19 protein-coding genes and 5 tRNA genes are annotated in these 26,289 nt (G+C 45.1%); 13 read left to right on the top strand and 11 right to left on the bottom strand.

Annotated elements, in window-relative coordinates; all coding sequences use genetic code 11:
* Nucleotide 1: 1 nt before the first annotated feature.
* On the top strand, nucleotides 2-1,159 hold the full coding sequence (locus tag V1467_RS11565; protein WP_416305125.1) for a DUF1501 domain-containing protein: 1,158 nt from the start codon (nucleotides 2-4) through the stop codon (nucleotides 1,157-1,159).
* Nucleotides 1,160-1,229: 70 nt separating this feature from the next.
* Here V1467_RS11565 and V1467_RS11560 read toward each other — a convergent pair whose 3' ends face one another.
* Entirely contained in the window at nucleotides 1,230-3,761 is a 2,532-nt protein-coding gene (locus V1467_RS11560; protein WP_416305124.1) for a glycoside hydrolase family 3 protein, read from the bottom strand.
* Between the two features lie 273 nt (nucleotides 3,762-4,034).
* Here V1467_RS11560 and V1467_RS11555 point away from each other — a divergent pair, with 273 nt between their 5' ends.
* Nucleotides 4,035-4,862, top strand: coding sequence for a polysaccharide deacetylase family protein (locus V1467_RS11555; RefSeq protein WP_416305123.1), 828 nt, complete (start codon nucleotides 4,035-4,037; stop codon nucleotides 4,860-4,862).
* A 73-nt stretch (nucleotides 4,863-4,935) separates the two neighbouring features.
* Here V1467_RS11555 and V1467_RS11550 read toward each other — a convergent pair whose 3' ends face one another.
* Genes V1467_RS11550 through V1467_RS11540 form a run of 3 tightly spaced genes read right to left on the bottom strand, consistent with a single transcriptional unit; the run spans nucleotide 4,936 to nucleotide 8,161 of the window.
* The gene (locus V1467_RS11550) at nucleotides 4,936-6,636 is read right to left on the bottom strand and encodes a diguanylate cyclase domain-containing protein (RefSeq protein ID WP_416305122.1); all 1,701 of its coding nucleotides are present in this window, start codon (nucleotides 6,634-6,636) and stop codon (nucleotides 4,936-4,938) included.
* 8 nt (nucleotides 6,637-6,644) lie between these two features.
* On the bottom strand, nucleotides 6,645-7,586 hold the full coding sequence (locus V1467_RS11545) for a bifunctional metallophosphatase/5'-nucleotidase (protein WP_416305121.1): 942 nt from the start codon (nucleotides 7,584-7,586) through the stop codon (nucleotides 6,645-6,647).
* Nucleotides 7,586-8,161 carry a hypothetical protein gene (locus V1467_RS11540; protein WP_416305120.1) on the bottom strand — a complete coding sequence of 192 codons (576 nt, stop codon included), beginning with the start codon at nucleotides 8,159-8,161 and terminating at the stop codon, nucleotides 7,586-7,588. The genes V1467_RS11545 and V1467_RS11540 overlap by 1 nt, the downstream gene beginning before the upstream one ends.
* Nucleotides 8,162-8,454: 293 nt before the next feature.
* Here V1467_RS11540 and V1467_RS11535 point away from each other — a divergent pair, with 293 nt between their 5' ends.
* Nucleotides 8,455-9,474 carry a fatty acid desaturase gene (locus tag V1467_RS11535; RefSeq protein ID WP_416305119.1) on the top strand — a complete coding sequence of 340 codons (1,020 nt, stop codon included), beginning with the start codon at nucleotides 8,455-8,457 and terminating at the stop codon, nucleotides 9,472-9,474.
* A gap of 24 nt (nucleotides 9,475-9,498) precedes the next feature.
* On the opposite strand, the gene V1467_RS11530 is transcribed toward V1467_RS11535, so the two are convergent.
* The 5 genes from V1467_RS11530 to V1467_RS11510 all read right to left on the bottom strand — a co-directional run bounded on the left by V1467_RS11530 (nucleotide 9,499) and on the right by V1467_RS11510 (nucleotide 13,495).
* Nucleotides 9,499-9,717 carry a DUF3820 family protein gene (locus V1467_RS11530; RefSeq protein ID WP_416305118.1) on the bottom strand — a complete coding sequence of 73 codons (219 nt, stop codon included), beginning with the start codon at nucleotides 9,715-9,717 and terminating at the stop codon, nucleotides 9,499-9,501.
* Nucleotides 9,707-11,524 (bottom strand): ABCB family ABC transporter ATP-binding protein/permease, encoded by a 1,818-nt coding sequence (locus tag V1467_RS11525; RefSeq protein WP_416305117.1) that lies wholly within the window; start codon nucleotides 11,522-11,524, stop codon nucleotides 9,707-9,709. The genes V1467_RS11530 and V1467_RS11525 overlap by 11 nt, the downstream gene beginning before the upstream one ends.
* A 74-nt stretch (nucleotides 11,525-11,598) precedes the next feature.
* Nucleotides 11,599-13,221 (bottom strand): response regulator, encoded by a 1,623-nt coding sequence (locus tag V1467_RS11520; protein ID WP_416305116.1) that lies wholly within the window; start codon nucleotides 13,219-13,221, stop codon nucleotides 11,599-11,601.
* Nucleotides 13,222-13,315: 94 nt separating this feature from the next.
* A tRNA-Val gene (locus tag V1467_RS11515) sits at nucleotides 13,316-13,391 on the bottom strand.
* Between the two features lie 28 nt (nucleotides 13,392-13,419).
* Nucleotides 13,420-13,495 (bottom strand) — tRNA-Val (locus V1467_RS11510).
* Between the two features lie 313 nt (nucleotides 13,496-13,808).
* Here V1467_RS11510 and gltX point away from each other — a divergent pair.
* The 5 genes from gltX to V1467_RS11485 all read left to right on the top strand — a co-directional run bounded on the left by gltX (nucleotide 13,809) and on the right by V1467_RS11485 (nucleotide 18,233).
* The gene (gltX, locus tag V1467_RS11505) at nucleotides 13,809-15,212 is read left to right on the top strand and encodes a glutamate--tRNA ligase (protein WP_416305115.1); all 1,404 of its coding nucleotides are present in this window, start codon (nucleotides 13,809-13,811) and stop codon (nucleotides 15,210-15,212) included.
* 71 nt (nucleotides 15,213-15,283) lie between these two features.
* Nucleotides 15,284-15,359 (top strand) — tRNA-Ala (locus tag V1467_RS11500).
* A gap of 311 nt (nucleotides 15,360-15,670) precedes the next feature.
* A tRNA-Glu gene (locus tag V1467_RS11495) sits at nucleotides 15,671-15,746 on the top strand.
* A 226-nt stretch (nucleotides 15,747-15,972) separates the two neighbouring features.
* A tRNA-Glu gene (locus V1467_RS11490) sits at nucleotides 15,973-16,048 on the top strand.
* Nucleotides 16,049-16,538: 490 nt separating this feature from the next.
* On the top strand, nucleotides 16,539-18,233 hold the full coding sequence (locus tag V1467_RS11485; RefSeq protein WP_416305114.1) for an alpha-amylase family glycosyl hydrolase: 1,695 nt from the start codon (nucleotides 16,539-16,541) through the stop codon (nucleotides 18,231-18,233).
* 39 nt (nucleotides 18,234-18,272) lie between these two features.
* Here the strand turns inward: V1467_RS11485 and V1467_RS11480 are convergent, their stop codons facing one another.
* Nucleotides 18,273-19,178 carry a Gfo/Idh/MocA family protein gene (locus tag V1467_RS11480; protein ID WP_416305113.1) on the bottom strand — a complete coding sequence of 302 codons (906 nt, stop codon included), beginning with the start codon at nucleotides 19,176-19,178 and terminating at the stop codon, nucleotides 18,273-18,275.
* Between the two features lie 154 nt (nucleotides 19,179-19,332).
* Here V1467_RS11480 and V1467_RS11475 point away from each other — a divergent pair, with 154 nt between their 5' ends.
* From V1467_RS11475 to feoB, 4 genes are all read left to right on the top strand, one after another.
* Nucleotides 19,333-19,785: a GNAT family N-acetyltransferase gene (locus V1467_RS11475; RefSeq protein ID WP_416305112.1), complete on the top strand. Its 453-nt coding sequence runs from the start codon at nucleotides 19,333-19,335 to the stop codon at nucleotides 19,783-19,785.
* Nucleotides 19,786-20,151: 366 nt separating this feature from the next.
* Nucleotides 20,152-21,012, top strand: a complete 861-nt coding sequence (locus V1467_RS11470) for an AraC family transcriptional regulator (RefSeq protein ID WP_416305111.1) — start codon at nucleotides 20,152-20,154, stop codon at nucleotides 21,010-21,012.
* Nucleotides 21,013-21,183: 171 nt separating this feature from the next.
* The gene (locus V1467_RS11465; RefSeq protein ID WP_416305110.1) at nucleotides 21,184-21,417 is read left to right on the top strand and encodes a FeoA family protein; all 234 of its coding nucleotides are present in this window, start codon (nucleotides 21,184-21,186) and stop codon (nucleotides 21,415-21,417) included.
* Between the two features lie 65 nt (nucleotides 21,418-21,482).
* Entirely contained in the window at nucleotides 21,483-23,300 is a 1,818-nt protein-coding gene (feoB, locus tag V1467_RS11460) for a ferrous iron transporter B (RefSeq protein WP_416305109.1), read from the top strand.
* 312 nt (nucleotides 23,301-23,612) lie between these two features.
* On the opposite strand, the gene V1467_RS11455 is transcribed toward feoB, so the two are convergent.
* Complete coding sequence (locus V1467_RS11455; protein ID WP_416305108.1) at nucleotides 23,613-25,409, bottom strand: M61 family metallopeptidase; 1,797 nt, start codon at nucleotides 25,407-25,409, stop codon at nucleotides 23,613-23,615.
* Between the two features lie 175 nt (nucleotides 25,410-25,584).
* Here V1467_RS11455 and V1467_RS11450 point away from each other — a divergent pair, with 175 nt between their 5' ends.
* Nucleotides 25,585-26,265 carry a flagellar brake domain-containing protein gene (locus V1467_RS11450; RefSeq protein WP_416305107.1) on the top strand — a complete coding sequence of 227 codons (681 nt, stop codon included), beginning with the start codon at nucleotides 25,585-25,587 and terminating at the stop codon, nucleotides 26,263-26,265.
* Nucleotides 26,266-26,289: the final 24 nt, after the last annotated feature.

Here is a 26,289-nt window from a genome sequence, read left to right as displayed (position 1 = left end):
CATGCAACGTCGTGATTTTATTAAAGCGTTGGGGGCTGGACTGGTTGTGTTTAGTCCGCCAATGTTAGCTTTGGGCGCAGAAATAACTCACAGCAAAGCGGCAACTGCCAAAATAGTCTGGGTGGTGCTGCGTGGTGCAATGGATGGATTACATGCACTGGTGCCTGTTTCTGATCCTGATTTGAATGTGCATCGGCCCAAACTGGTTGGCGGAATTAAATCGGGATTATTACCATTAAATAACGATTTTGCGCTGCATCCTTCACTGGTGAATTTACATAGCTGGTATCTAGATAAACAGCTGTTGCCTGTTGTAGCAGTATCATCGGGTTATCAGCAACGATCACATTTTGATGGTCAGGATTATCTGGAAAGCGGTTTGCCGGAGATAAACCATGACAGCGGCTGGCTGGCACGGGCGGTTGAAATCAGGCACAAACAGGCGCTGGCCATTGCCCGTTCAACACCTATTAGCTTGCGGGACGATAACACTAACAAGGCCCAGGTGAGTACCTGGTATCCATCCGGATTAAAAAGTGCCGACGAGGATTTATATCAGTCCCTGATCAAGATGTATGAAAGAGACCCCTTGTTGTCATCACGTCTAGCCGATGGACTGGAAACCGGACAAATGGCCGGAATGAATGTTAATGCTGAGAAAAGAAAAGGTAAATTCACCGATCTAACCCGTTCTTGTGCCCAATTAATGAGCGGAGATATCGACTGCGCCATGCTCGAACTAGGCGGCTGGGATACTCACAATAATCAGCATGCCCGATTAGCGCGCCAGTTATCCGAACTGGATAACGGCCTGGCAATACTTAAACAAGGCTTGGGCAAAAGCTGGAATAATACCGTGGTGGTGGTGGCCACCGAATTTGGTCGAACAGTGAAAGAAAACGGTACAGGTGGCACGGATCATGGAACCGGTAGTATGTTGCTGTTAGCCGGTGGGGCGGTGCAGGGAGGCCGAGTGATGGGCCAATGGCCGGGGTTGGCTAACGAACAATTGTTTGAACAACGGGATTTGATGCCAACGTCAAACAGTTTTTCCTGGATTGGCAAGGTGTTATCGGAACATTGGGGATTTAGTGATCAAGAGTTGTCTAGGGTGTTTCCGGACAGACCATTGATTGCAGACAAGTTATTAAAATCCTAAAGCCAATTTATCTTTTTAAAAAAGGCGAGAGTATCCAATCATAGATACTCTCACCAATAGGAAGAAACGGCTACAGAGTGCAGCTTGCAGAACTGTCTGTTTGCTTTTCAACTACTACATTGCTGATGGTGATATCCATCGACCCTGCGGTTTGCAAAACAAAAGGACTGTAAACCCGTGCGAAATCGGTATCGGTGAAACAGGCCAGATCAATGCTTATTTTTTGCCATTTATCTGTTGGCAAGGTATTCAGTTTATCCGTCAGGTCCAGTTTGCTGGCGCAACCCTGTTCACATTGCATTGCTAAATGCACTGGCTGAGTTGGTGCAGCAGTGACTTTGATATCAAAACTGAGGGCCGAATTTTGTTCCTGATAGGTGCGTAAATCGCTGGGAAAGTTGCTGGCAAAAGTGGCAGACGCCTCTCCTTTATCATGCCAGACCATATGCAAAGCATCTTCCTGAACATGAAAATCGGTGGTTTTTATGGTCAGTGCTTGTGTTGCTAATACACTGGATGTCATCGCCGAACTTTGTTGATTGGCCACCACCCGCAATTGCCATGGTGCTTGAATGGTCAGGCTATACAGTTTCATTGGCTCCAGTTTGTCCGTTGCCGCGGCACTGTTTTCATCAAGATTGACCGATAGGGTATCTTCATCCTGATAGCTCAAACCATAGCCATAGGGCAATAATGGCTGATATTCATCATCAAAGCGGTTTAACGTTTGATTTGGGGTCGCAGGCCATGAGTAGGATAGCTTGCCTTTAAAGTCGTGAGCTATCTGGCCGTTTTGATCTTTAAACAGTACGTCTGCGACGGCAAGCCCTTCGGAACCCGGCAACCAGACAGCAACAAAGGCGTCCGAAGCATTTAACTCAGGATTAACCCACATTGGACGACCGGAAATAAACAGACTGACAACAGGAATACCGGCCGTTTTTAATTTTTTAAGCAGTGCCAGATCGGTTTTGTGACCACGCTGGTATTCGAGGTTGTCAACATCACCATTACCTTCGGCGTAGGGTTCTTCACCGAAGATAACAATCGCCACGTCGGGCTTTTGCTCAAAATTACCTTTCACGTCCAGCTCAGCACTGCCACCGGCTTGCTCAACATGTTGTTTGATACCGTCCCAGATGGAACTGGCGCCGGGAAAGTCGGCATTGACGTTACCGGTACCTTGCCAGGTAATGGTCCAGCCGCCGGATTGCTTGCCAATATTATCTGCGCCATCGCCAGCCACCAATACACGGGAATTGGCAGAAAGCGGTAATACATGCTTGCTGTTTTTCAGTAATACCAGAGATTGACGTACCGCATCACGGGCGACATCACGGTGCTTTTGCGCGCCAATCAGCTCGGTTTTACCGGCCAAAGGACGATTGGCCGGTGAGGGTTTGTCAAACAGACCTGCACGGACTTTGACCCGTAAAATACGGGTTACTGCGTCATTTAATCTGTCTATTGAAATCTCGCCGCTCTTCACCTGTGCAACGGTGTTCTGGTAAAGAGGTTTCCAGGCCGCGGTGGGTACCATATACATATCCAGACCGGCGTTGATGGCTTGCGGACAGTTATCATTGCTGCAACCTTTGATTTGCCCGTGACCATTCCAGTCACCAACCACAAACCCGTCAAAACCCATCTGGTTTTTAAGTTCCTCGGTTAACAGGTATTGGTTACCGTGATTTTTTACCCCGTGCCAACTGTTAAACGAAGCCATGACCGTTTGGGAGCCTGCACTTAAACCATTTACGTATCCTTGCGCGTGGATATCAAACAGCTCCTGTTCTGAGGCCAGATTGTCACCTTGGTCGTCACCCTTTTCGGTTCCGCCGTCACCCAAAAAATGTTTGGTGGTGGAGATAACATGGTACTGGTTTAAAAAGTCTTTGCCGGCTTCTCCCTGCAAACCTTCAACAATAGCGCGGGCATATTTACCTACTATTTCAGGATCTTCTGAATAACCTTCGTAGGTGCGTCCCCAACGGTCATCCCGCACAACAGCAACGGTTGGGGCAAATACCCAGTCGATACCGGTAGCCATCACTTCTTCTGCGGTGGCCTGGGCTATTTTTTTTATTAACTGCGGATTATGCGCGGCGCCCAAGCCAATATTATGCGGAAACAACGTGGCGCCAATAACATTATTGTGACCATGAACAGCGTCGGTTCCCCACATGGTCGGAATATTCGAGCCGTCCAGCGAATCATCAATGGAGGCTTGATACATATTCTCAGCCAGTTTAATCCAGTCGGCAGCTGTGGCGTGTTTGTTATTGTCAGGGAAGGCGCCACCACCGTTGAGATAGGCGCCAAAGCCGTAACGACGCATATCTTCAACACTGATATCGCGAATTTCTGGCTGGATAGTCTGCGCGACTTTCTGTTCAACCGTCATGCTTGCAAGGATATCTTGCACACGCTTTTCGACGGCGGGATTTTTTTTAACTTCGATATCCAGTTTGGGCCAGATGTCGGTTATTTCATTTTTGGTGGTATCTTTGGTGACATCTGTATCAGTTCTCTCCACACTGCAGGATTGTAATGCCAGTGCAATGGAAAGTATCAAGGTAGATTGGCTTAGCAATTTATTCATTCAGTTGATATCCAGTTTTAATGCGTTCAACATCACAATTCAATTTTATCGCTTGCGAATAGATGTTGATTTAATGTAAAAGAATTACGTTAATTTATGAAAGCGCTTACATTTACAGTTTTTATGCCCAAACGCAATATTTTTTTGGTAATTTATCGGGAACAGAGAGGCCGTATTGTTAAAAAATGTCGCTAAAACACCGGATTTGGTCTGTCAGAAATGCTGGATGTTAAAAGTCGCAGGTAATGCAAGTGATAAAACAGGGGAATTTCAATGAACAAAATTAAAAACATGATTTTATCTTTTGGTGTGACGTGGTTAGGTGTGATTTTTGCCGGACAAGTTGTGGCGAACGAGCCGGTTAAATGGCCCAACGGCGCAAAAGCAGCAATTAGTCTGGCTTATGATGATGCGCTGGATAGTCAGCTCGATAACGCGATCCCGGCCTTGAATAAATACGGTTTTAAAGGTTCGTTTTATGTAAAGCTGGCATCACCGGTAATTAAACAGCGTTTTGACGAATGGCGTGCAATTGCCCAGCAGGGTCACGAACTGGGTAATCACAGTCTTTTTCATCCTTGTAGCGCGTCATTACCCGGACGTGAATGGGTTACCGAGGACGCAGATCTGGATAACTACAGCGTTGCCAAAATGGTGGCCGAAGTCGAACTGGCCAACACATTTTTACATGCTATAGATGGCCAAACACAGCGTACTTTTACGACTCCTTGCGGTGATTTGAAGGCAGGAGGAAAAGACTATATAGGACAGATCAAATCCGAGTTTGTCGGTATTAAATCGATGTTTGGCAGTGAACCCCAACCGGTAAATGAGCTGAATGTAAAACAGACCCGGGTCTGGGCGCCAACCGGTAATAGTGCTCAGGAGCTCATTGATTTTGCTAAACAGGCGGCAAAAATGGGGACCTTGGGCAGTTATACTTTTCACGGGGTAGGGGGCGATTATCTGGCTGTATCGGCAGAAGCACATAATCAATTGCTGGCTTATCTGGCTGCACATAAAGATCAGTACTGGGTCGACAGTTTTATTAATATCAGTCGCTATATGGCACAACAGCAACACAAAGCTCAAGGAGAATAGGTTTTGGCAAATGCCAATTCGTCAAATGCGTCGTTATAATTGTGTGATGGCGAAGATGACGGATAAACAGCCTTTAAGTTTCGGAGTTAAAAAATACAAAGCGATTCTTGCCCTGGCGCTTGGCCTGATATAAAGCCTGGTCCGCATTTTTGAGCAGTTCATCGCCGCTAATCGGCTGTTCGAAGTTGTAGGTGGCGATGCCGATACTTACCGTCACGTAAGGAGCGACATGACTGAATTGATGCGGGATATTTTGCTCGGCCATCGCCTCTAAAATAATCTCTGCAATTTGGGTCGCACCTTGCTCGTCGCTTTGTGGCAGCAGATAAACAAATTCCTCACCGCCATAACGGGCAATGAAATCTTCTTCCCGGCGTTTGTTACTGGTTAGTACATAAGCAATTTCTTGCAGACATTTATCGCCTTTGGCGTGTCCGTAGTTGTCATTGTAGGGTTTGAAAAAGTCCACATCCATCAGCAGCACCGAGAGCGGCCATTGGTGACGTTTTGCCGATTGAATATTGTTGAACAATCGTTCATCCAGAGCCCGTCTGTTGGCTATGCCGGTCAAACCGTCGGTAAGAGACAGATCCTGCAGCTTAAGTTTCTGTTGCTCAATGATTTGGACAAAATAATTGAAAGATTGGGCAATATCCGATATCTCGTCATTTCCTCTAATCATCAGTTCTTCACTGCCACCGGATATACGCCCTTGTACTTTTTTATTCAGGATATTGAGCCTTTTAACTACCCGCTGTCTGATCAGGAACACAATTGCCAATAAAAATAGCGCTGCCAGCAGCGACATCATCCCCATATAGCGAATTTGTTGTTTGATTTGTTGATTGGTTTGCAGGGTTTCTCCCTGAACAGCATTGTTATGCTCGAATGATTGGAACTCAGCCAAGTTGGCTAAATCATTGACCAGATTACGCACAAAGTGGCCGCGTCCCACAGCACGTCCGATAATGCGCAACTGTTCCATGCGCATCGGGATCAATCCTTGCGGTTCCAATAGCGTCTGTCTTAGCTGCGTAATTATCCCCGCTGCCCGTGCTTGAGTATTGGCCGGTAGCTGGTCAATTTTATTTTGCTGGCTATCGAGTAAGTTCTGTATCCGTTGAGAAATCTGGCGAATGTCGTTGATTCGATTCAATGTCAGGGCTTCGGACGAGGTGGTAACGACGTTGGATAATTCTATCGCCCATATATAAGCTATTGATGTGTGAGCTGAACTGTTATCTGGTTTAAGCATGTAATCCATTACCTCAGCATATATCTGATACAGGATTACTTTTTGTTCGTTTATCTGGTTTTTGAGTTCCAGTTTTTGTTCAATCAACCGATTCAGGCTTTCCAGTTCTGTCGTCATGGATTCGATATGCACCAGTAAATAATCTTCTTTCTGGTTGTCTTCAATCATTTCCATGATTTCTGTCACTTTTGTCTGGATCTCCTGATTTGCGATCCGCCGAGATGCCTGACTGGATGCCTGGGTTAAACCTTCGATTAAGTAGGTGAGGCTATTAACCTGGCTGTTGACTTTATTACTGTGCACCATGGCAGGAATAGACTTGTCGGTAATATCATCCAGAATGTGCTGAAATTGGTTTAGTTGATAATAAATTATCGAGGCAATGGTCGTTAATAATGCCAGAACACTAATTAATATGACGGTAAAAAAGGTTGATAGTGATGCGCCGCGACGATTGCTGGATTGGGGCCGTTTATCAATTGGCGCGTTTGTCTGTGGTAAAGATGAATTATCGGGCACAATTACGCTCAGTTTGCATTAGCTAAATCGGTTAGACGAGACTCAATCTCGGGCGATATGATTTTCTGTTTAATAATCTGGTTGATAGCAATATCCGATAATAATCGGATCACTTGCTTATTGTTGTTGACTCTTGGACTGTTTGAGAAGACCGAATAGCCATCGCCACCTTGTGCCAGATAATCTGTGGTGGCCAGCTGATAATGTTGGTCGGCAATGATGTCATGATGATTAACTTGCACAGACACTACTCGTTTCCCCGTTGCATGACTGGAATTATATACGACTTTTAATCCTGAAACTTGCAAGAAACGTCCTTTAACCCGTTCGATAGAACTGAAACTATTTTCAAACGCGTCAATAATCTGTTGGCCAGTAACGTCGAGTACCAATATTTCTGCTCTGTAAGGCAATATATCGGCAATATCTCTGCGAGTCAGTGAATGGTCTGCGGGGTACAGTTTGTCCCCCCTGATTGCGCCGCTATTAATCAGGGCAATATCTGCTCCGGTGTATTTTTTGATACTGTCGGCCAAAAAATTGCCAAAGGCGTTTTCGCGGGTTCTCAGCTGTAGTCGCCGACAATCTATAGGGGTTGATGTTATGCCAATAGGTTGCGCTAGCAGCCTATTCAAACGCGCGGTATAGCCCGCAATTTGCCGGGCAACTTGAGGTAATTTGTCAAATTCGTTCAAATAGCGCTTTTGCCAATGAAGTTGTAACGATTCAGGTTTACCCTTTTGCCAGACTAATTCAATTATGGCCGCCACGCCCGGCTCGGTTAAAAATACGTCGTTGCCATGAGGTTGATAGGGGGTCGACGACTCAATTTCAAAATAGTTATCCTTGTGTAACGCGAGATCGATGGTATGCCCGTCGAGTAACTGTTCAACATTTGCCACGTCGACAGAATAAATAAGGACGATCAGATCGACTCCTTGCTCGCGCATCAATTTGGCTTGATGGCTAATTGTGCTTCGACAGGATCCAGTATCTGTAGCCGTTTTACTGCATATTCTTCGATCACAGACTGGTCAACAATAGACAATACCCCTAACCTATACTGACCCTTTTCAATTATGGCACTGTTTACCAGGCCATCCAGATTGCCTTGAGTCAGAGGGTCGTAGATATTACTCGATACTAGTGGAAAAGCGGCTTCATAGGAGCGTAGTGATAACTCATCTTCGAAATAGCTGAATTCCCTTTTGGATACTGCCATCGCGTCGGGCTCGAGGGTATTAAGTATATCGATAATATGCGAGCCTCTATCCAGTGTCGAAAGACTGCTCGGACCCAGACTGGCACCGCTAAACAGGAAAAATGTCGGCTGGTGTTGTGTACGTGTTTGTTTTAGCAAGGTCCCTAATTCTGCATAACCTCCAAGTCCTGGAACAGTGACTTCAGGCATATTTCCGGTAAAAATGATAGTGGCAGTTTCGGTAGAGGCGAATAGTGGGGAGCTGGTTAGCAGAACAAAGCAGAAAATAGATTGCAATATTTTCACCGGGCTATTTAGTCTCATTTATAGGCCTTATAAAACATCTACTTGTACCATGCCAAGTGTAGAGCATCAAAAGCAAAGTTATTATTTTCTGAACAAATTATATTATGCAAAGGCAGTATATCTTGATTTATTACTGGACTACCCGGTTAATTTGATAAGCCGTGATTCAAGGGCGGGAATAAACAGTCAAAATGAACGCTGTCGTTTAATCCATAACGTCTTTGCTAAATCTGTCAGCCTTCTCCACAAGCCTTCCAGAGCATATTTTGTTAGACTATTCCCTATCTCGGTAATAGCCTTGGAGGTCGCTAATGATTAAACCTGAAGAGTCATTACATGAAAGCACTATGCGGCAGCAGGTTAGATGTATTACCCATGCTATTCGCCAGGAAGAGTCGCGGTTAAGAGCTCGCTACGCCATACTGAAATACCAGAACGGTATTGGACTGGTTATTTTATTGTTGGCTTTAACTGGAATGCTAACCAGTGGCTATCTGTATTATATCGGCAGTATTCCGGCGTGGGCGTGTATTTTCGCGTCTGCATTGTTTGCTTCTATCTCTCATGAAATAGAGCACGATTTGATCCATCATCAGTATTTTCGCGATAATCCTGTTATCTATCATTTGATGATGCTGGTAACCTGGTTGATGCGGCCTAATACGGTTAATCCCTGGTATCGTCGCGATATGCATCTTCTGCATCATAAAGTATCAGGTAGCAGCAAAGACATGGAAGAACGTCTGGTGGGCAACGGCATCAAGCCCGGTTTTAGTCGTTATCTGGTGATGTTTGATGGTCTGGCTGGATTGATTTTGCGCCGTGCTGTGTTGCGCAGGGAATTAGATGACTTTTCAGTATCCCGAGTATTAGGTGCGACTTTTCCGTTAGCGACATTGTATTTTGCCTGTTGGTATATTTTTCTGCTATTTCATGGCATTGATCTGATATTCGCCGGAGATTACCCTGCGTGGTTATTGGCAGTTATGCGGGTTATTGACTTGATAGTGGTGGTATTGATTGCTCCTAACGTGGTCCGTTCGGGTTGCTTAAATTTTATTACCTCCAATATGCACTATTATGGCAATGTTAATGGCCTGATGCAGCAGACCCAAATTCTTGATCGCTGGTATTTTATGCCACTTCAGTTATTTTGCTTTAATTTTGGTAGTACACATTCTATCCATCACTTTGTGATTAATCAGCCATTTTACTTGCGACAGATGGTTGCCAGTAAGGTGCATAAAACAATGCAGGAGCAAGGAGTGCGGCGCAATGACTTAACCACGTTCCGCTCCGCTAATCGTTGGGTGGAGGGCGCTTGTCAGTGACAAAATATGCCCATTTTGGGGAGGCTATCGATCTCGCAATAGCGGCATTAACATCGCTTCCAGTCCATTCACTTTAATTTCGTGGACTAGCGCCAGTTGTTGTCCCAGTTTGCCTTCGGGGAATCCCTGGCCAGCAAACCAGACCAGATAAGGTTCGGGTAATTCCAGTAATTTGCGCCCGGCATATTTTCCAAAGGGCATGGTCTGGTTGATGGCTTCAAGCATCGCTTGACTATCCTGCATCTTGCTGTGCTACCTGTTGTTGTTCTGACTGTTTCTGCTGTGTATCCCATAAGGTTTTGTACAAACCGTTATGGGCTATTAACTGTTGATGATTGCCTTGTTCCACTATATGACCCTGATCCATAACCAGAATATTATCTGCATCAATTACGGTAGACAGGCGATGGGCAATAATCAGGCTGGTGTGGCCTTGGGACACTTCCCGAATCGCCGACAAGATAGCTTGTTCCGCATGGCTGTCGAGAGAGGAGGTGGCCTCATCAAAAAGTAGTATTCTGGAGCCTTTTAAAATGGCTCTGGCAATGGATACGCGCTGTTTTTCACCGCCGGATAGTTTTAGGCCGCGTTCACCGACTTGGGTGTTCTTGCCTTGTGGCAGCGATTGAATAAAATGGCGCAAGTGTGCTAAATCAATGGCTTTGTCTACTTCTTCATCCGTTGCCGAGGGACGTCCGTACTGAATATTGGCAAAAATGCTGTCGTTAAACAGCACGGTATCTTGCGGGACAATGGCGATACTTTGGCGCAATGAAGCTTGTGATACTTCACTGATATTTTGTCGGTCAATATAAATACCACCATCGGTGACATCATAAAGACGGAACAGCAGTTTGATAATGGTTGATTTGCCGGCACCGCTTTGGCCCACAATGGCCACTTTCTGACCGGGCTGAATATGGAAGCTTAAATCTTTTAGAATAGGGCGTTCGGGATGATACTGAAAACGGACCTGGTTAAATTCGATTCGTCCCTGGCTAACTTGCAGGTCGGAGGCGGGGACGGGATCGGTGACTTTGGGTTGCTGTTCGAGCAAATTGAACAGGTTTTCAATATTGGCCATTGAGCTGCGTATTTCGCGATAGACAAAACCCAGGAAGTTGAGTGGCATAAATATCTGCATTGTAAACGCATTGATCAACACAAAATCACCTAAGGTCATCTTGCCCTGTGTTACCTGTTGTGCGGCCAATAACATCATGCCTGTCATCGCTGCTGCAATAATAAAAGCCTGACCACCGTTGAGGGTAAACAAAGATAACCGGTTTTTACGTCTGGCCTGTTCCCATTCAGCCAGATTGGTGTCGTAGAGGTTGGCTTCATATTGTTCATTGTTGAAGTATTTGACCGTCTCAAAATTAAGCAAACTGTCGATAGCTCGAGTATTGGTGGTGGAATCGGCCTTATTCATTTCACGTACATAGCGGGTACGCCAGTCGGTGGCTTTAATCGAGTAAGCTACGTAACAAATTACCGACAACAGCACGATAACACCAAATCCCCAACCGTATTGATAAAACAGGATCCCGGCCACCATACCGATTTCCAGTAGTGTGGGAACAATATTAAACACCATAAAACGCATCAGAAAGCCGATTCCCGAGGTACCTCGTTCGATATCGCGGGACAGTCCGCCAGTTTGACGATTAAGATGGAAATCCAGCTCCAGTTTATGCAGGTGGTTAAATACTTGCAGTCCAATGCGCCGCATGGCGCGCTCGGTTACCCGGCCGAACAAGGTGTCACGAATCTCACCCATTAAAACATTGGCCAGACGTACCATACCGTAAGCCAAAATCAGCGCCAGGGGCACTAAAGCGACGGTATTCAGATCGGTCTTGATATCCAGATCATCAACGATATATTTAAGGATAAAGGGCAAGCCAACGCTGGCAACTTTGGCGGCTATCAGACATAACAAGGCCAGAAAAATCCGGCCACGAAATTCGAGAAGATAAGGCCACAGCTTGGGTAATATGTGCCAGTTAACCGGCCCGTCATGTTCAGTTATTGTTTTGGAACGTCGCATTTACATCATAAGGTGGTGGTAAAGATGACGGATCATAGCAGCGTTTGCATTGATCCCCTAAGTGCTGAATTTGGTTAAACCGTTTCCTCAAAGAAACGCATTACTTTTTGATAACGTTCTTCCTGCTCATCAGTCAGCTGGCTGTTTTCGATGGTATAGACGCAGCGATTCATAACCGATTTGGCGTTGTCGGATAATTCCTGCTCTTTAAACTTCATGGCGATAGCTTGCAGCAGGTTAAGCGCAATGGCCGGGTTTTTAGGCATGATCCGGTAAGCCTGGCGAAAGACTTTCATGGCATTTTGCAAGTCGCCTTTTTGATAATATTCCACCGCAGTGTTATTAAGTTCTTTGGGACTATGACGGATAGCCTGACGTTCCTGTTTTTCCTGACGAATATAACGCATAAAAATATCCCCTTGTGAGGGTTGAGTTTTACAGCGATTTTCGATTTCGTTTAGCACATTCATAGACTTTTCGAATAAACCTATTTCATGGAATGCCTTGGCTTTATCCAGTAAATCTTCCATCGAATCTTCAACCAGGGCTAATTCGTCAATTTGTGCCAGTAAGGCTTGCGCCTTGTCCTTTTCGTCCTGCAAGTAATGTAAACGTGCGTTAATCACCATTAGCTGCTCGCTAAGCTGCACTTTAGGAAATTGTTTGCGAAAACGACGTAAATACTCATTGGATTGCTTAACCAGATCATTGGTTTCGCTATCACTGGCGGTTAATGCGAAGTCAATTCCGGCTCGTGCCACATTCAGGTAGATATCAGGTTGGTCATAAATCGAATTTTTCGCGTAACGGACAATTTTTTTCGACACTTCAAACTGGGTGGCGTAATCGTGGGTAATACGTGACAAGGTAATGGCGGTTTTATGCCGGGTCATATTGCGTGGCGATATTTCCGACGCCAGAATAGTGCTTTCCAGCGCCATATCAAAGTCTTCCCGCTTGATTTGGATATCTGCCAGTAAATCGAATGCCTTGATTTGGGCATCGGCTTTAAAGCCCAAACGCAGTAGCACTTTTTCTGCTTCTGCGTCGTCATTCAAGGCAAGTAACGCATTTGCCAGGCCAAACTGTGCCCAGGCAAAACTCTGCACGTTAATAATGGCCTGATAAAAGTCCCGCGCTTTTTCTGGCTGGTTACATTCAAGTAGCAGTTCGCCTTTTAGCTTTAGGGCAATGGGGAAATATTCTGATTTATCCGGTGTGGTAAGAAAAGCTTCAATGGCCTCAAGCGCCATATCATAAAGCTCCCGATCCATTAATTGATAAACTTCACGGAAGGTGCGTTTACGGTTGAGTACCCGGCCCAGGCGTTTGCCGATTTCGTTAACGGTAAAAGGCTTAACCAGAAATTCGTCGGGCTGCAGTTCGATAATGCTATGCACAATGTCAGCGCTGGTATCAGCGCTAATAAACACAAAAGCCGTTGCTGGCGAGATCAACTTGTCCTTAAGCAGCGTTTGATAAAGGTGATAGCCTTCCTGTTCTTTTTTTAAATGATAAGAACAAATAATCAGATCAAATTCTTCCTGCTGAATTTTGCTGATCGCCTTGTCAGCCTGATCGAGATAGGTAATTTTATCAAAGCCTAATTCTTGCAAGGCATATTTCATATAGCCCTGGGCAAGAACCTGATCATCAATGATCAATATGTTGGAGGTTTTAGCCAATTTGCGTTCCATTTGATACTTTTCAACAACCAATGTAATTAGGTTATCGTAAAATTACGCAAAACTATAATGAGGATTATGAATAAAGTGCTGTAAAAGCAGGAAGTGGTGGATGGTACTGGGCTTGAACCAGTGACCCTCGCCTTGTAAGGGCGATGCTCTCCCAACTGAGCTAACCATCCGTTTTGTATGAATTACTATAAAGAAAAGTGGTGGATGGTACTGGGCTTGAACCAGTGACCCTCGCCTTGTAAGGGCGATGCTCTCCCAACTGAGCTAACCATCCGTTTTCTTCGACTTGTTAGGCTGTGCCTCTCAAGTGGAGCGCTATTATAGGTAGGCAAATTTTACTGTCAACAGTATTTGAAAAAAACTCAATCAAATGGACATTATCTGTGCAAAATCCGCTTTTAATCTGCAGGTTGAATTAAATTTGAGCGAATAAAGGATAAATTTAAGTCATTTTATAACCAGCAGTGTTGGCCAACACTCAGGCTTCAGACAGAGGAAATATCCGAATAAACCCCGTCTGGCTCATCGCTTTGCCAACTGCTTTCAGATAAAATACCGCCAATTTTTTGAGACGAGATAGTTATTTTATGACGGTTGTTACCCGATTTGCTCCCAGTCCTACCGGATACCTTCATGTAGGTGGAGCCCGAACTGCGCTTTATTCCTGGTTATATGCTAAAAGTCAGGGGGGTAAATTTGTACTGCGTATTGAAGATACGGATATTGAGCGTTCCACTCAAGCGGCAATTGATGCCATTCTGGAAGGGATGGAATGGTTAGGATTAAGCTGGGACGATGGCCCTTATTATCAAACTCAACGCTTTGATCGTTATAAAGAATTTGTTCAACAATTATTGGGTGAAGGTAAAGCCTATAAATGTTATTGCTCCCGCGAACGTCTGGATCAAATTCGAGAACAACAAATGGCTGCCGGACAGAAACCGAAATATGACGGTAAATGTCGTCATGGTGTCGAACAGGATGGCGATTATGTGATCCGTTTTAAAAATCCCCTGCAAGGTAGCGTGGTGATTAATGATCATATTCGCGGCAAGATCGAAATTGCCAATAGTGAGTTGGATGATCTGATTATCCAGCGCACTGATGGTGTACCGACTTACAATTTTTGTGTGGTGATTGATGACTGGGATATGGGCATCACTCATGTGGTGCGGGGAGAAGACCATATCAATAATACGCCTCGTCAGATCAATATTCTTGAGGCCTTAGGGGCACCTGTACCCGAATATGCGCATGTGTCGATGATACTGGGTGACGACGGTAAAAAACTGTCTAAACGCCATGGTGCTGTGGGGGTTATGCAATATAGAGACGACGGTTTCTTGCCACAGGCGTTGTTAAATTATCTGGTGCGGCTGGGGTGGTCACATGGCGACCAGGAGATTTTCAGTCTGGAAGAAATGATTGAATATTTCAGCCTGGATGATATCGGTCAGTCGGCCTCGGCTTTTAATACCGACAAATTGATTTGGTTAAATCAGCACTATATTAAATCCTTGCCGGTAGCTGAGGTGGCCAAGCATGCCCAATGGCATTTTGAACAGCAAGGTATAGATACCAGTCAGGGGCCAGCACTGGAAAAGGTTATTAGTATTCAGGCAGATCGGGTGAAGACACTAAAAGAATTAGCCGAAATCAGCAGCTATTTTTATCAGGAATATGATCAACTGGATGCTAATGCGGCGAAAAAACATTTGCGACCTGTTGCGCAAGAAGCGTTGGAGCTGGTTAAAACCAAGTTGCAAAGTATTACTGACTGGACGGCAGAAAATATCCATGCCGCCATCAATGCAACCGCAGAGCAATTGGAAGTCGGTATGGGTAAAGTGGGGATGCCATTGCGTGTTGCGGCAACAGGATCGGGTAATTCTCCGTCACTGGATGTGACCCTGGAATTGTTAACTTTTGAGCAAGTTGCACAACGAATAGACAAAGCGTTGAAATATATTGCAAATAGAACAAATTCCTGAAAAAAACCGTTGACATAAAAAGGGTGGATGCCTAGAATGCGCCCCGCTGTCACGGAACGACATTGTGGTACGGGGCTATAGCTCAGCTGGGAGAGCGCTTGCATGGCATGCAAGAGGTCGGCGGTTCGATCCCGCCTAGCTCCACCAAATTTCATGGAATATCTAATCTCATGCCTAGATGAATTGGATTGAAAGACGGAGGAAATATTGAGGATTTATCCACACTCTTTCCTGACAGAATTTCTAGAGAGGTAGAAGGTCGCTCAGTTCGCTGGCTCACTTCGCCTAAGCAGAAAATTTTAGGTTTTTGTAAGAGAATAAGGTCGCTCGGTTCGCCAGCTCACCTCACCTTACAGAAACTAACAAAATTTCTAGAGGGGTAGAAGGTCGCTCAGTTCGCTGGCTCACTTCGCCTCACAAAAAACTATCAAAGCTGTGCTTTGATAAACAAGTTTTTTGTCCCCATCGTCTAGAGGCCTAGGACACCGCCCTTTCACGGCGGTAACAGGGGTTCGAATCCCCTTGGGGACGCCAATTTTGTAAAGCGTATGGATTATGCTTTAGTTATACAGCAGGGAGTATCCGTTTTAGTCCTAGATAAATCGGATAAGAAGATGCAGGCTAAGTCGCTCAGCTCGCTGGCTCACTTCGCCTAAGCAGAAAATTTTAGGTTTTTGTAAGAGAGTAAGGTCGCTCGGTTCGCCAGCTCACCTCACCTTACAGAAACTTATCGAAGCTTGCTTCGATGAACAAAGTTTCTGTCCCCATCGTCTAGAGGCCTAGGACACCGCCCTTTCACGGCGGTAACAGGGGTTCGAATCCCCTTGGGGACGCCAAATAAATAAGGCTCTGTTTAACGACAGAGCCTTTTTTATTGTCTAAATGTCAAAGTGTGCAAATAGCTAATGCGTCATCAAGGGGTGAGAACTCCTTCGATTCGACAAAAATTTCGGGAACAATTTTATTCAGTTCACCTGCTTCGCGGGCCAGCTAAAGCTGTTCTCCATTATTCCTGATAATGTTTGGTGAACGCACGCATTGCGGCCAGAAGGGTGAATGAGGAATCTTTAGCTGCATAGCAGCGCCCGAATGAGCGGCTTGCCAGGGACGGCAAGACTCGGTGCAGATCATCATGGTTGCGTATTTGACTAACCTGGAATACGGAGTCATCCCGCTTTCAACATTTGTTAGCCCCTAACAGTTTGTCATTTATAGTTATCCTACATCTGGTTAGTCCACTCACGGTTATGAATACGTTTGCATCAGCTTGTTCAATTAATCAACGCTGATAACATCAAATGCACTATTCAAACCAGAATTATAAAAATGAAAAAATTCAATTTAATCACAATATTAGCTTTTGCTACGTTAGTGTTCACGCTATCTCGTGCACAGAGTAGCGAGATGGAAGCAAATCAGGATTTATCACCCTTTTGGAAAAATGCAGTGGTGTATTTTGCGATGACCGATCGATTTTTCAATGGTGATGAAACTAATGATCTTACTGTTGGCAGAAAAGCGGACGGCTCATTGTTAAGAGGATTTCATGGCGGTGATATTCGTGGGTTGATAGACAAAATTAACGATGGTTATTTTGACAGATTAGGTGTGCAAGTATTATGGATGACGCCTGTGATTGAAAATATTCATGGTCCTTGGATCGATGAGTGGGGAACAACCTACGCTTACCATGGTTATTGGCCAAAAGACTGGACCCGTGTTGATCCTAATTTTGGTACTGAACAGGATTTGAAAGAACTTTTTGATACCGCTCACCAGCATAATATGCGTGTATTACTTGATGTTGTTATTAACCATGTCGGTCCTCCTACTCAGCAAGATTCTGTTTGGCCTGCCGATTGGGTCCGGCGTTCGCCAAATTGTGACTGGAAAAGTTTTGACGGGATCGCGAATTGTACAATGGTGCCATCCTTACCGGATGTTATTACAGAAAAGCAGCAAGAAGTCGAAATACCGGAATTCTTACAAAAAAAATGGCAGGAGGAAGGGCGGCTGAAGCAGGAAATGTCAGAGCTGAATACCTTCTTTAATACCACCGGCTATGCAAAAACACCACAAAATTACCTTATCAAATGGTTAACAGATTGGGTACGTGATTACGGCGCGGACGGTTTCCGGGTTGATACCGCAAAACATGTCGGCCCTGAAGTTTGGCAACGACTGAAATTTCAGGCCGAAATAGCACTACAGGAATGGCGTGATAATAATCCACAACGGAAATTAGCTGATCTCCCTTTTTATATGGTCGGTGAAGTGATGGAGTGGGGAATGTTGGGGTTTCAGCATGCTACAGAGCAGGGGCGCGCATTTGACTATGGAGATCGGCAAGTAGATTTCTTCGATTACGGCTTTGATGCCTTGATTAATATGGGATTTGCCACCCATGCCTATAGGGATGCTGTCAGTTTATTTGAACTTTATGCCAATCAGTTAAATAATGGAGCGTTGCAAGGAAAGGGCATTATTAATTACATCACTTCGCATGATGATATAAAGCCTTTTGATCGAAAGCGGCAGAAAACGTTCGAATCAGCGACCAAACTAATGCTATCTCCTGGAGCGGTACAGATCACATTTGGAGATGAATTAGCTCGTAATCTTGTTGTTCCCGACGCTATTGGCGATGAGTGGTTGAGAACTCCAGTCGACTGGTCTGCAGAAAATATGCGGGATAAACGGGCAATATTGCACCATTGGCAACAGCTGGGGCAGTTTCGAGCGGCGCATCCGGCAGTTGGAGCAGGGAAACACCGTAAAATTGACAGTCAGTATCAGGTGTTTAGCCGTACCTTGCAGCAATCTGACCAACAGGATGTCGTAGTCATTGGCTTGGCGCTGCCTGCAGGAGAAAAGACAATTCCAGTTGCTCCTTATTTCAGTGAAGGTGAAAAACTGGTCGATGGCTATTCAGGTCAGGTATTGCAAGTAAAAAATGGACAGGTGCAGATTTCAAATGCAAATAGGCTGGTCCTGTTGGCGGCAACTCCTTACAACGAATAACCATGGGCAGGGATATTTATTAGCCTGAACTCAGGTCTATTAGTTCTGATTATTAACCCGTGTCGTCACCTGTTCGCACAAATAATGGGTATCCAGTATCTGTTGACTGGAAAGAGGATTGTTAATGCCTTTTTCCAGTTGCACCAGCATGTCGTCTACCATCGCCACAAAACCGCGTTTGTAGAGGGTAGTTTGCCAATCGTCGAAACCCAGTTCAGTGACGGTGTTGTCTTGCCAAACTTGGCCATGGCGCAGGTTTTCAATTTGCCACTTTTTGTTGTCGGCAAAATATTCCAGACGTTCCTCATTTAAACCGTTAATCCGATTCATCGAGGCGCAAAAAAGACCGCCCTGGTGTTGCCATTGTATTTGTACCGAGGCTAATAATTCCTGACGTCGGTGGGCGAAAATATCGATATCCTCTGGCATTTGACCGGCGCAATGACGAACAAAATCCACTACATGAATAAAGTCATCAAATACCAACTGCCGTGCTGCGGCTGGCAGGTTATAGCGATTTTTCTGATAAAAAACCTGTACGGGGCGCACCTGTTTGAATAACTGGTATAAGGGCGCGAAACGTCGGTTAAAACCCACTATGAGCGGGATATTTTTGCCTATGGCCAGGTTCACCAGTTGCTCGCATTCGGCATAATAATAACTGACAGGTTTATCGATAAAAACGGCAACACCGGCTTGCAGACACTGTTTGGCCAAGCTGAAATGGCTATCTGTACTTGTGTGGATCATCACTGCATCGGGGCGGTTTGCAAGTACATCGTCTATATCGTTGTAGGTTTCCTGAATTCGGTACTTAGCCGCTATGTTGCGCAAAACAATGCTGTTACGAGTGCACAAAACCGGTGTAATTGACGGGTGATTGGCCACAATTGGCAAATAGGCTTTTTGTGCGATATCGCCTAACCCAATTATAGCTATACGCATCAGATATCCTTGTTAAGAGCTTGATTACAGGTTTTATTGAGCTGTCATTTTGCACGTTATGTGGCTGGATTTCATCCAATTATATTTTTGCGGTTGTAGATCCTTACTCGGCACTTTATCCTGATGTGAGATATTCGAAATTGGGGAAATGTTGATGCAGCTAGTGCAACTTAAACCAGAGCAATCCAGAGAGGAAATTACCGACTATGTCAGCCGTCTCTTTCGTGAGCTGGGAGGGGAGGAAATGGTGCCTTCTGAACAAGCGTTTGATCGGATGTTTGAGCAGTGGACCAAGGATATGCGTCATTGGGCCTATAAATTAATGGAAGGGGAGGAACTGGTTGGTTTTTTCACCTTGGCTGAATCGTTTTCCTGTTTTGCGCATGGGCGCTACGGTGTGATTAATGAAGTCTGGGTGGCGCCAGCCTACCGTTCACAGGGAGCAGGTAAAAAGATGATGGGTCATATTAAGGAGTTTGCCAGTCTGAAAGGCTGGAAACGTCTTGATGTCACTGCTCCGGCCGAAGATGAGTGGTTTCGCAGTTATGCATTTTATCAACAAAATGGTTTTAAACTTACAGGTAAAAAATTGAAATTTTTGTTGTAAATCTCAAGAGCCTGTTGATCTTTCATATTCACCACTGTTGATAAATGAAAATTTCTCAATCGAGGCGCAAGCAGTGTAGTTTAGTCATCTAAATAAATCTGTTTGCTGACTTTGTTTAAAAAGAGTGGAAGTGAGGTAAAGGGGGCTGGGGCTATTTTCCTTCACACTGCGTTATCAAAGGCTTAAAGAGAACCACTATTCGCGCATTTTCTGCCTTGCGGTAAGCCGTCAGCAGTGGCGAATATGAAAGATAAACAGCCTCTAGTAATACAGCACTTTGAGTCAGGTTTTATTTTTTTCTTAACGGCATGATGGCGGCATCCGGCAACCTAATGGAGGCAAGCCGGTAGCAACGTCGAGGTTTCCATGACAGATTGCCATCTGAATCAGTATCAACAACGTTTTATCAAGGTATGTGAATATATTGAGCAGCACCTGGATAACAAACTGTCGGTTGAGCATTTAAGTCAGGTTGCGCATTTCTCACGCTGGCATTTTCATCGCCAATTCTCTGAATTCACCGGTTTTACGGTCAAACGTTTTATTCAGCAGTTGCGCCTTAAACGGGCGTCATATCATCTGATTTTTAGGCAGGATAAAATCATAGATATCGCTTTACAGGCTGGTTTTGAAAATCCGGAGTCCTTTAGTCGATCTTTCAAGAAAGCGTGTGGACAGACTCCTTCAGAGTTCAGAAAGGCGCCGCAGTGGCAACCTTGGCAGAAACATTCCTATTTTACCCCAATTAAGGATAACGCCACTATGTCAGTAAAAATAATAGACTTTCCTCTAACTCATATTGCGGTTTTTGAGCACAAAGGGCCGCACCAGGATATTTACCAGTCTGTTCAACAGTTTATTCAGTGGCGTAAAGCCAACAATTTTCGGCCGGACAAAACTCGAACCTACAATATTTTCTATCATGATCCTAAAGAGGTGGAGCCTGCTGAGTATAGGCTGGATATTTGTGTCGCATCCGATAGTGACATTTCGCCAAATGAACAGGGAGTCGTGCCTAAAACCATCCCGGCAAATCGTTGTGCTTATCTGCGTCATTATGGTTCATGGGATGACCTGGAGGAATCGATGCGCTATTTATATGCACAGTGGTTACCTGAAAGTGGCGAGACCCCCAGCGAATTTCCCTGCTTCGTGGAGCGGGTTAATCTTTATCCTGAGGTCGCTGAAAGTGAACTAATTACCGATATTTACTTGCCGCTGAAATAATTATCCGAACGACTGACGACCGTTTTGTAGAGCATGGATATCCTTGAGCATTGATTCGCGTATCTATTGTGTATTTTTAAAGCGAAAAGCCCGCTTTTATACACTTGGCTATTGTGACAGTAATAAAAATGTTTAATAATAATTATTATCATTTAAGTCTTGGATCAAAACATGACGTTGTGGGAAATGAAAGCTAAACATAATGCCCGAATTGACGGTCTCAATGAATCACTTAGCGCTGCTGTTGCAGGCCGCTTGAGTGAGATGGGTTTTAACCCCGGCCAGCATATTGTGTGCTTACGCCGCTCACCAATGCAAGGACCATTAGTGGTGCAATTAGGAGATTGTGTTTATTCTCTGGAGCGAGATGTCGCTAATCAAATCACTCTGAGTCAGGCTGGTTAATCTTTAACTGATCTTATCTATATTCTGCGTTCGCCCGCGTCTCCAGTAAAAACTTAGGTAGTTGAATGAAACGAATTATATTAGTTGGTAAACCCAACTGCGGTAAAAGCCTGTTATTTAACCAGCTTACCGGACTACGCCAGAAAGTCGCCAATTTTCCGGGGGTCACGGTGGAACTCAAAACCGGCCGTTTTGATCAATTTGAAGTGGTCGATTTTCCGGGTACCTACTCCTTACATACCTTGTCAAAAGATGAAGAAATTGCCATTACCAAGTTGAATCAGTCGGTTGATGATGAGCAAACTGCATTAGTGGTTTGCGTATTGGATGCAACCCGGATGGAACGCAGTTTAGTGTTTGGTTTGCAAGTGCAGTTGTTAGCCAAGCAGCACAATAAATCAGTGGTGTTTGTGCTGAATATGATCGATGAGGTACATCGTTTTGGACTGGATATTGATACCCAGGCACTAGAGCAGGAATTGGGCAGTCCGGTTTTTGCTTTATCGGCCAAGTCCTTAACCGGTCTGGCTGAATTTCAAAAAGCCTTGCCTGTCATCGCGGCAGAACCTGAACAGCATCAGGTGAAAAACGACGGAGTCGAGAAAGCGCAATTGCTGAATCGGGCGCGCGAGTTAAGTCAGAATTTGGGAATTAATGTCGACTTGGTGCTGAAAAAACAAAATAGCATTGATAACTTTCTGTTAAATAATATCTTCGGCGGCATCGCTTTTTTAGCCATTATGTTTTTCCTGTTCCAGAGTATCTTCACCTGGGCGACGCCGTTGATGGACGGAGTTGAATATCTGATAGGTGAGCTGGCCGTTTGGGTTACCGGTTTTACCGGCGAGGGAATGCTGACTGATTTCCTGTCCGATGCGATCTTTGGCGGTTTGGGGTCGTTTTTGGTGTTTGTACCGCAAATTATGGTGTTAACCCTGATTATCGGTTTACTGGAAGACAGCGGTTATCTGGCCAGAGCGGCATTAATTTGTCACAAACCTTTGAGCTATTTTGGTTTATCCGGTCGCAGTTTTATTCCTTATTTGTCCGGGCATGCCTGTGCCATCCCGGCCATTATGGCCGCCCGTACTATTGAATCGCCACGTAAACGGCTCATTACCATGATGACCATTCCGCTGATGTCCTGTTCTGCCCGGTTACCGGTATATGCCTTGCTGATCGCGGTACTTATTCCGGAGAATACCTATGTTTGGGGATTGTTTAATTTACAAGGTGTCGCATTTTTTGGCTTGTATCTGTTCGGGATTTTGATGGCGCTGTTAGTGAGTCTGGTGATGCACCACGCTACTCCGCAAAAGGACGACAAATCCGATATGCCGTTTATTCTGGAATTACCCACCTATCGATTGCCTCACTGGAAACCGCTGTTACATAGAGTGATGACCAGTGGTAAACAGTTTATCAGACGGGCAGGGCCGGTGATCTTTTTCGTGTCACTGGGCATCTGGATTTTAGGCTACTTCCCGCAAGATCAGGGATTGCAAGGTTCCTGGCTGGGCCAGATCGGACATGTCATTGAACCGGTGTTTGAACCGCTAGGACTGGACTGGCGTTACGGAGTGGCTATTCTGATGTCATTTTTGGCGCGGGAGGTGTTTGTCGGCGCTTTAGGTACCCTGTTTGGTATCGATGGCGCGGATGAGAATATTGGTGGTTTAGCCGCCAATATTCAGGCCGATGGATTGTCGCTAGGCGCCGGAATTGGTCTGCTGTTGTTTTATGTGGTGGCACTACAGTGTGTGGCAACGGTTGCGGTATTGAGAGCTGAAACGGGTAAAAGCCGGATTGCCTGGGGCCTGTTTGTTGCCTATGGTCTGCTTGCCTATATTATAGCGGCCAGCGCCGCTAATTTGATTGACTAACCCGCTAGGGCGTGTCGATCTTTGGTGTATGAATTTTGTTCAAGTCCAACGCGTTCTGATCGCGACGCCGGGTTGCAGGCCTAGTGGGTCTAAGTCAAAACCCGGCAACAAAGAGCAGGAAGCGTTGGGTTGAACCCTCCGGGCAGTGTTTGTAGCGCATTTCTACAGCGTTATCGCTCATTCATGTAGAATAACTACACCACACTCGCTCTGCCTTGTATAAATACGCTACAAACTGCTGCAAAAACACACACCAAAGATCAACACGCCCTAGTTTAGCGAACCCGGTCGTTAAGTCGCGACCGGGGCGGTCTACCTATCAAGCCATTGATTAACGCGATTCTGATCGACTATTTCAAGGTAAATACTGTCTTGAGGTGCTGGTTTTACCGGTAAGTTTAGCTGCATCAGTTTGCCACGTCGAAACGCGATTAACTCGACTTCCTCACCTTGTTGCTGGTCTAGCAAGGCTTGCAAATTGTCAGAATTGATTTGCCAGCCATTCAATGCGACCAGAGTATCGCCTTTGGCCAATCCCGCTTGACTGGCAGGTGTACCGTTAGACACAGTGGTGATTTTGAGCTGATTATTGTCACTGACAGTGGTGGCACCAAACTGATACTTGATATTGGCAGTGTTCTTCTTGCCGCCTTTGTCCAGCATAGTGCTGCGGGTTTGATAACAAACTTTTAGTCCTTGTTTGGCCAACAGGGCGTCAATTGGTAGCTCTTCTGTGGTATTTAGTGCCAGTTGTAAAAAGTCCTGGCAATCTATACCCATTGAGGCGGTAATACGTTGAATCACATCTTGCTCGGTGCCAGTGCCGGTTTTGCCATGTTGTTGCCATAAGCTTTGCAGTACATGATCCAGACTCTGTTGTTGACCGGTTTGCTGGCGGATCAGTAAATCCAGGCAAATCGCGATCAATGCTCCTTTGGCATAGTAGCTGACAATGGCGTTGTTGGCGTTTTCATCCTGTTGATAAAAACGCGTCCAGGCATCGAAGCTGGATTCAGTGACGCTTTGTTGTAAACGCCCGCCATTGCGATAAATTCGTGTAAGTAACTGTCCGAGTAACTCCAGATAGCTGCTCTGTTCAATAACGCCACTGCGGGGCAGCGCCATATCATCATAGAACGAGGTAAAACCTTCGTAGATCCATAATTGACGGGTATAGGCTTCACGGCTTAAATCGACATCAATGTGCTCCTGAGGGCGAATACGTTTAACTAGCCAGGTATGAAAAAATTCGTGGCTGCACAGACTCAGAAAGGTGCGATAGCCATCGGTAATTTTGCTGTCACTGCCCAGCGAGGGCAAATCGTTACGGCCACACATCAAGGCTGTAGAGGCGCGATGTTCCAAACCGCCGAATCCGTTGTCGCTGACTAAACTGATAAACACATAGTGTTGAATCGGCAAATCATTGCCAAACAGATTAAAGTGATGTTCACATATTTGACTGACATCCCGTTTAATGCGTTCTTTATTCAGCTGTTGAGCACCAACAAAGACCATATCAAAGTCAACTTCGGCCACCTTGAACTGGATTAAATCAAAGTCAGCGAGCAGGACCGGATGATCGATCAGTTGGTTATAATTGTCTGCGTGGTACTCACCAAATTCATAGCGTTGAGTATGACTGCTAGCTGGCATTGAAGTGGCCACCCGCCAGTTTTGACAAGCGGGATGACTGGAGCCTTTTATTTTCAGATTAACGGGTTGTTCGGTTTGACCGTCAACCGCCAAAAATACGCTGGTGCCGTTAAAAAAAGCAAAATGCTGATCCAGATAACTGCCCCGTACCGAGTAATCGAAGGCATAAACTCGATAATTAATCGTTAGCGGCCCGTCGCAGGGACTGATTTGCCAGCTCTGTTTATCGATTTTTACCGCCGTAATGGTGTGACCATGCTGATCTTCTGCGGTTAAGGTCAGGATATGTTTGGCAAAATCCCGGATCATATAGCTACCCGGGATCCACGCAGGTAATGTCAGGAGTTGGCCGCCTGCTGCTGGCCTGTCGATGATCAGTTTGACGGAAAAACAATGTTGATGAACCGCATCGTGGTCGATAATGTAATGGATGGCAGCAGGTTTTTGACTCATATTGTTTAATTTTCCTATAAAAAACACTGATTTATCATGTTATTTATAATACATTAAATTATCCGGCTCGGGATGATATACAGACTTGTCGCCTAAATAAATTTTACTTTTACTCACGCACAGTCGATTTTAGAATATCGGATAAAATAACAAACTCACTGATGATAAAAGACTAATGGCAATACTCAAGCAAACTCAGCGTTTAACCATTGAAGACGTTAAAAAACTGCATGCCATGCATCCGGGAATGGCGGTCGATCTGCAGATCAAAACCGCTACTACAGCAAAAAGAGTCCGCTCCGAGTTTATTGGCCGTGATGGTGGTAGAGCCTTGTTGATTAAATTTCCTGATGAAACCAAATGGGGCAATTTACGCGATGTGATTTTTCCCGATTCAGAAATAGTGGTGCGTTATATTCTTGAGGAAGATACCGGTGAAATAGTCGCGTTTCAGAGCAAAGTCATGTTTGTACTGACCAAGCCGGTGCATATGATATTTATTTCCTTTCCCCGTTCAATTCAGCTACATGGTTTAAGGTCAACCAAACGAGCCAATACCAGCATTCCGGCCAAGTTATTCGATGCGGATAATGAACATTATTTACGCGAAGGTATTATTGTCGATATTTCGCATACGGGGTGTCGTCTGTCAGTTAAAAAGAATGCCAGCAACGAGCAGAAACTGGAAAACCAGGATGTTTTTGTGCATATCGAAAATAAAAAAGAGCCGTACAACATTAAAGCCAGCATTATGAATAGCCGTACCGACGGGTTGAACTATTATTACGGAATTAAATTTGATCAAACTGCCGACAAGGTCTCGGACGTCCTTGACGAGCTGATGATTGCGCTCTGATAAAATAACAATGACAGGCTTAAA

Source organism: Neptunicella plasticusilytica (assembly GCF_047922965.1).
GTDB lineage: Bacteria > Pseudomonadota > Gammaproteobacteria > Enterobacterales > Alteromonadaceae > Neptunicella > Neptunicella plasticusilytica.
This window is presented reverse-complemented; position numbering and strand designations above follow the sequence as displayed.

What these genes read in the sequence shown, in the direction of transcription:
- V1467_RS11455 (WP_416305108.1), bottom strand. Translation starts at nt 25,409, where the DNA reads ATGAGTCAAAAACCTGCTGCCATCCATTACATTATCGACCACGATGCG.
- V1467_RS11565 (WP_416305125.1), top strand. Translation starts at nt 2, where the DNA reads ATGCAACGTCGTGATTTTATTAAAGCGTTGGGGGCTGGACTGGTTGTG.
- V1467_RS11475 (WP_416305112.1), top strand. Translation starts at nt 19,333, where the DNA reads ATGCAGCTAGTGCAACTTAAACCAGAGCAATCCAGAGAGGAAATTACC.
- V1467_RS11540 (WP_416305120.1), bottom strand. Translation starts at nt 8,161, where the DNA reads ATGAGACTAAATAGCCCGGTGAAAATATTGCAATCTATTTTCTGCTTT.
- V1467_RS11555 (WP_416305123.1), top strand. Translation starts at nt 4,035, where the DNA reads ATGAACAAAATTAAAAACATGATTTTATCTTTTGGTGTGACGTGGTTA.
- V1467_RS11465 (WP_416305110.1), top strand. Translation starts at nt 21,184, where the DNA reads ATGACGTTGTGGGAAATGAAAGCTAAACATAATGCCCGAATTGACGGT.
- V1467_RS11545 (WP_416305121.1), bottom strand. Translation starts at nt 7,586, where the DNA reads ATGCGCGAGCAAGGAGTCGATCTGATCGTCCTTATTTATTCTGTCGAC.
- V1467_RS11530 (WP_416305118.1), bottom strand. Translation starts at nt 9,717, where the DNA reads ATGCAGGATAGTCAAGCGATGCTTGAAGCCATCAACCAGACCATGCCC.
- V1467_RS11480 (WP_416305113.1), bottom strand. Translation starts at nt 19,178, where the DNA reads ATGCGTATAGCTATAATTGGGTTAGGCGATATCGCACAAAAAGCCTAT.
- V1467_RS11470 (WP_416305111.1), top strand. Translation starts at nt 20,152, where the DNA reads ATGACAGATTGCCATCTGAATCAGTATCAACAACGTTTTATCAAGGTA.
- V1467_RS11560 (WP_416305124.1), bottom strand. Translation starts at nt 3,761, where the DNA reads ATGAATAAATTGCTAAGCCAATCTACCTTGATACTTTCCATTGCACTG.
- feoB (WP_416305109.1), top strand. Translation starts at nt 21,483, where the DNA reads ATGAAACGAATTATATTAGTTGGTAAACCCAACTGCGGTAAAAGCCTG.
- V1467_RS11520 (WP_416305116.1), bottom strand. Translation starts at nt 13,221, where the DNA reads ATGGAACGCAAATTGGCTAAAACCTCCAACATATTGATCATTGATGAT.
- V1467_RS11485 (WP_416305114.1), top strand. Translation starts at nt 16,539, where the DNA reads ATGAAAAAATTCAATTTAATCACAATATTAGCTTTTGCTACGTTAGTG.
- gltX (WP_416305115.1), top strand. Translation starts at nt 13,809, where the DNA reads ATGACGGTTGTTACCCGATTTGCTCCCAGTCCTACCGGATACCTTCAT.
- V1467_RS11535 (WP_416305119.1), top strand. Translation starts at nt 8,455, where the DNA reads ATGATTAAACCTGAAGAGTCATTACATGAAAGCACTATGCGGCAGCAG.
- V1467_RS11450 (WP_416305107.1), top strand. Translation starts at nt 25,585, where the DNA reads ATGGCAATACTCAAGCAAACTCAGCGTTTAACCATTGAAGACGTTAAA.
- V1467_RS11525 (WP_416305117.1), bottom strand. Translation starts at nt 11,524, where the DNA reads ATGCGACGTTCCAAAACAATAACTGAACATGACGGGCCGGTTAACTGG.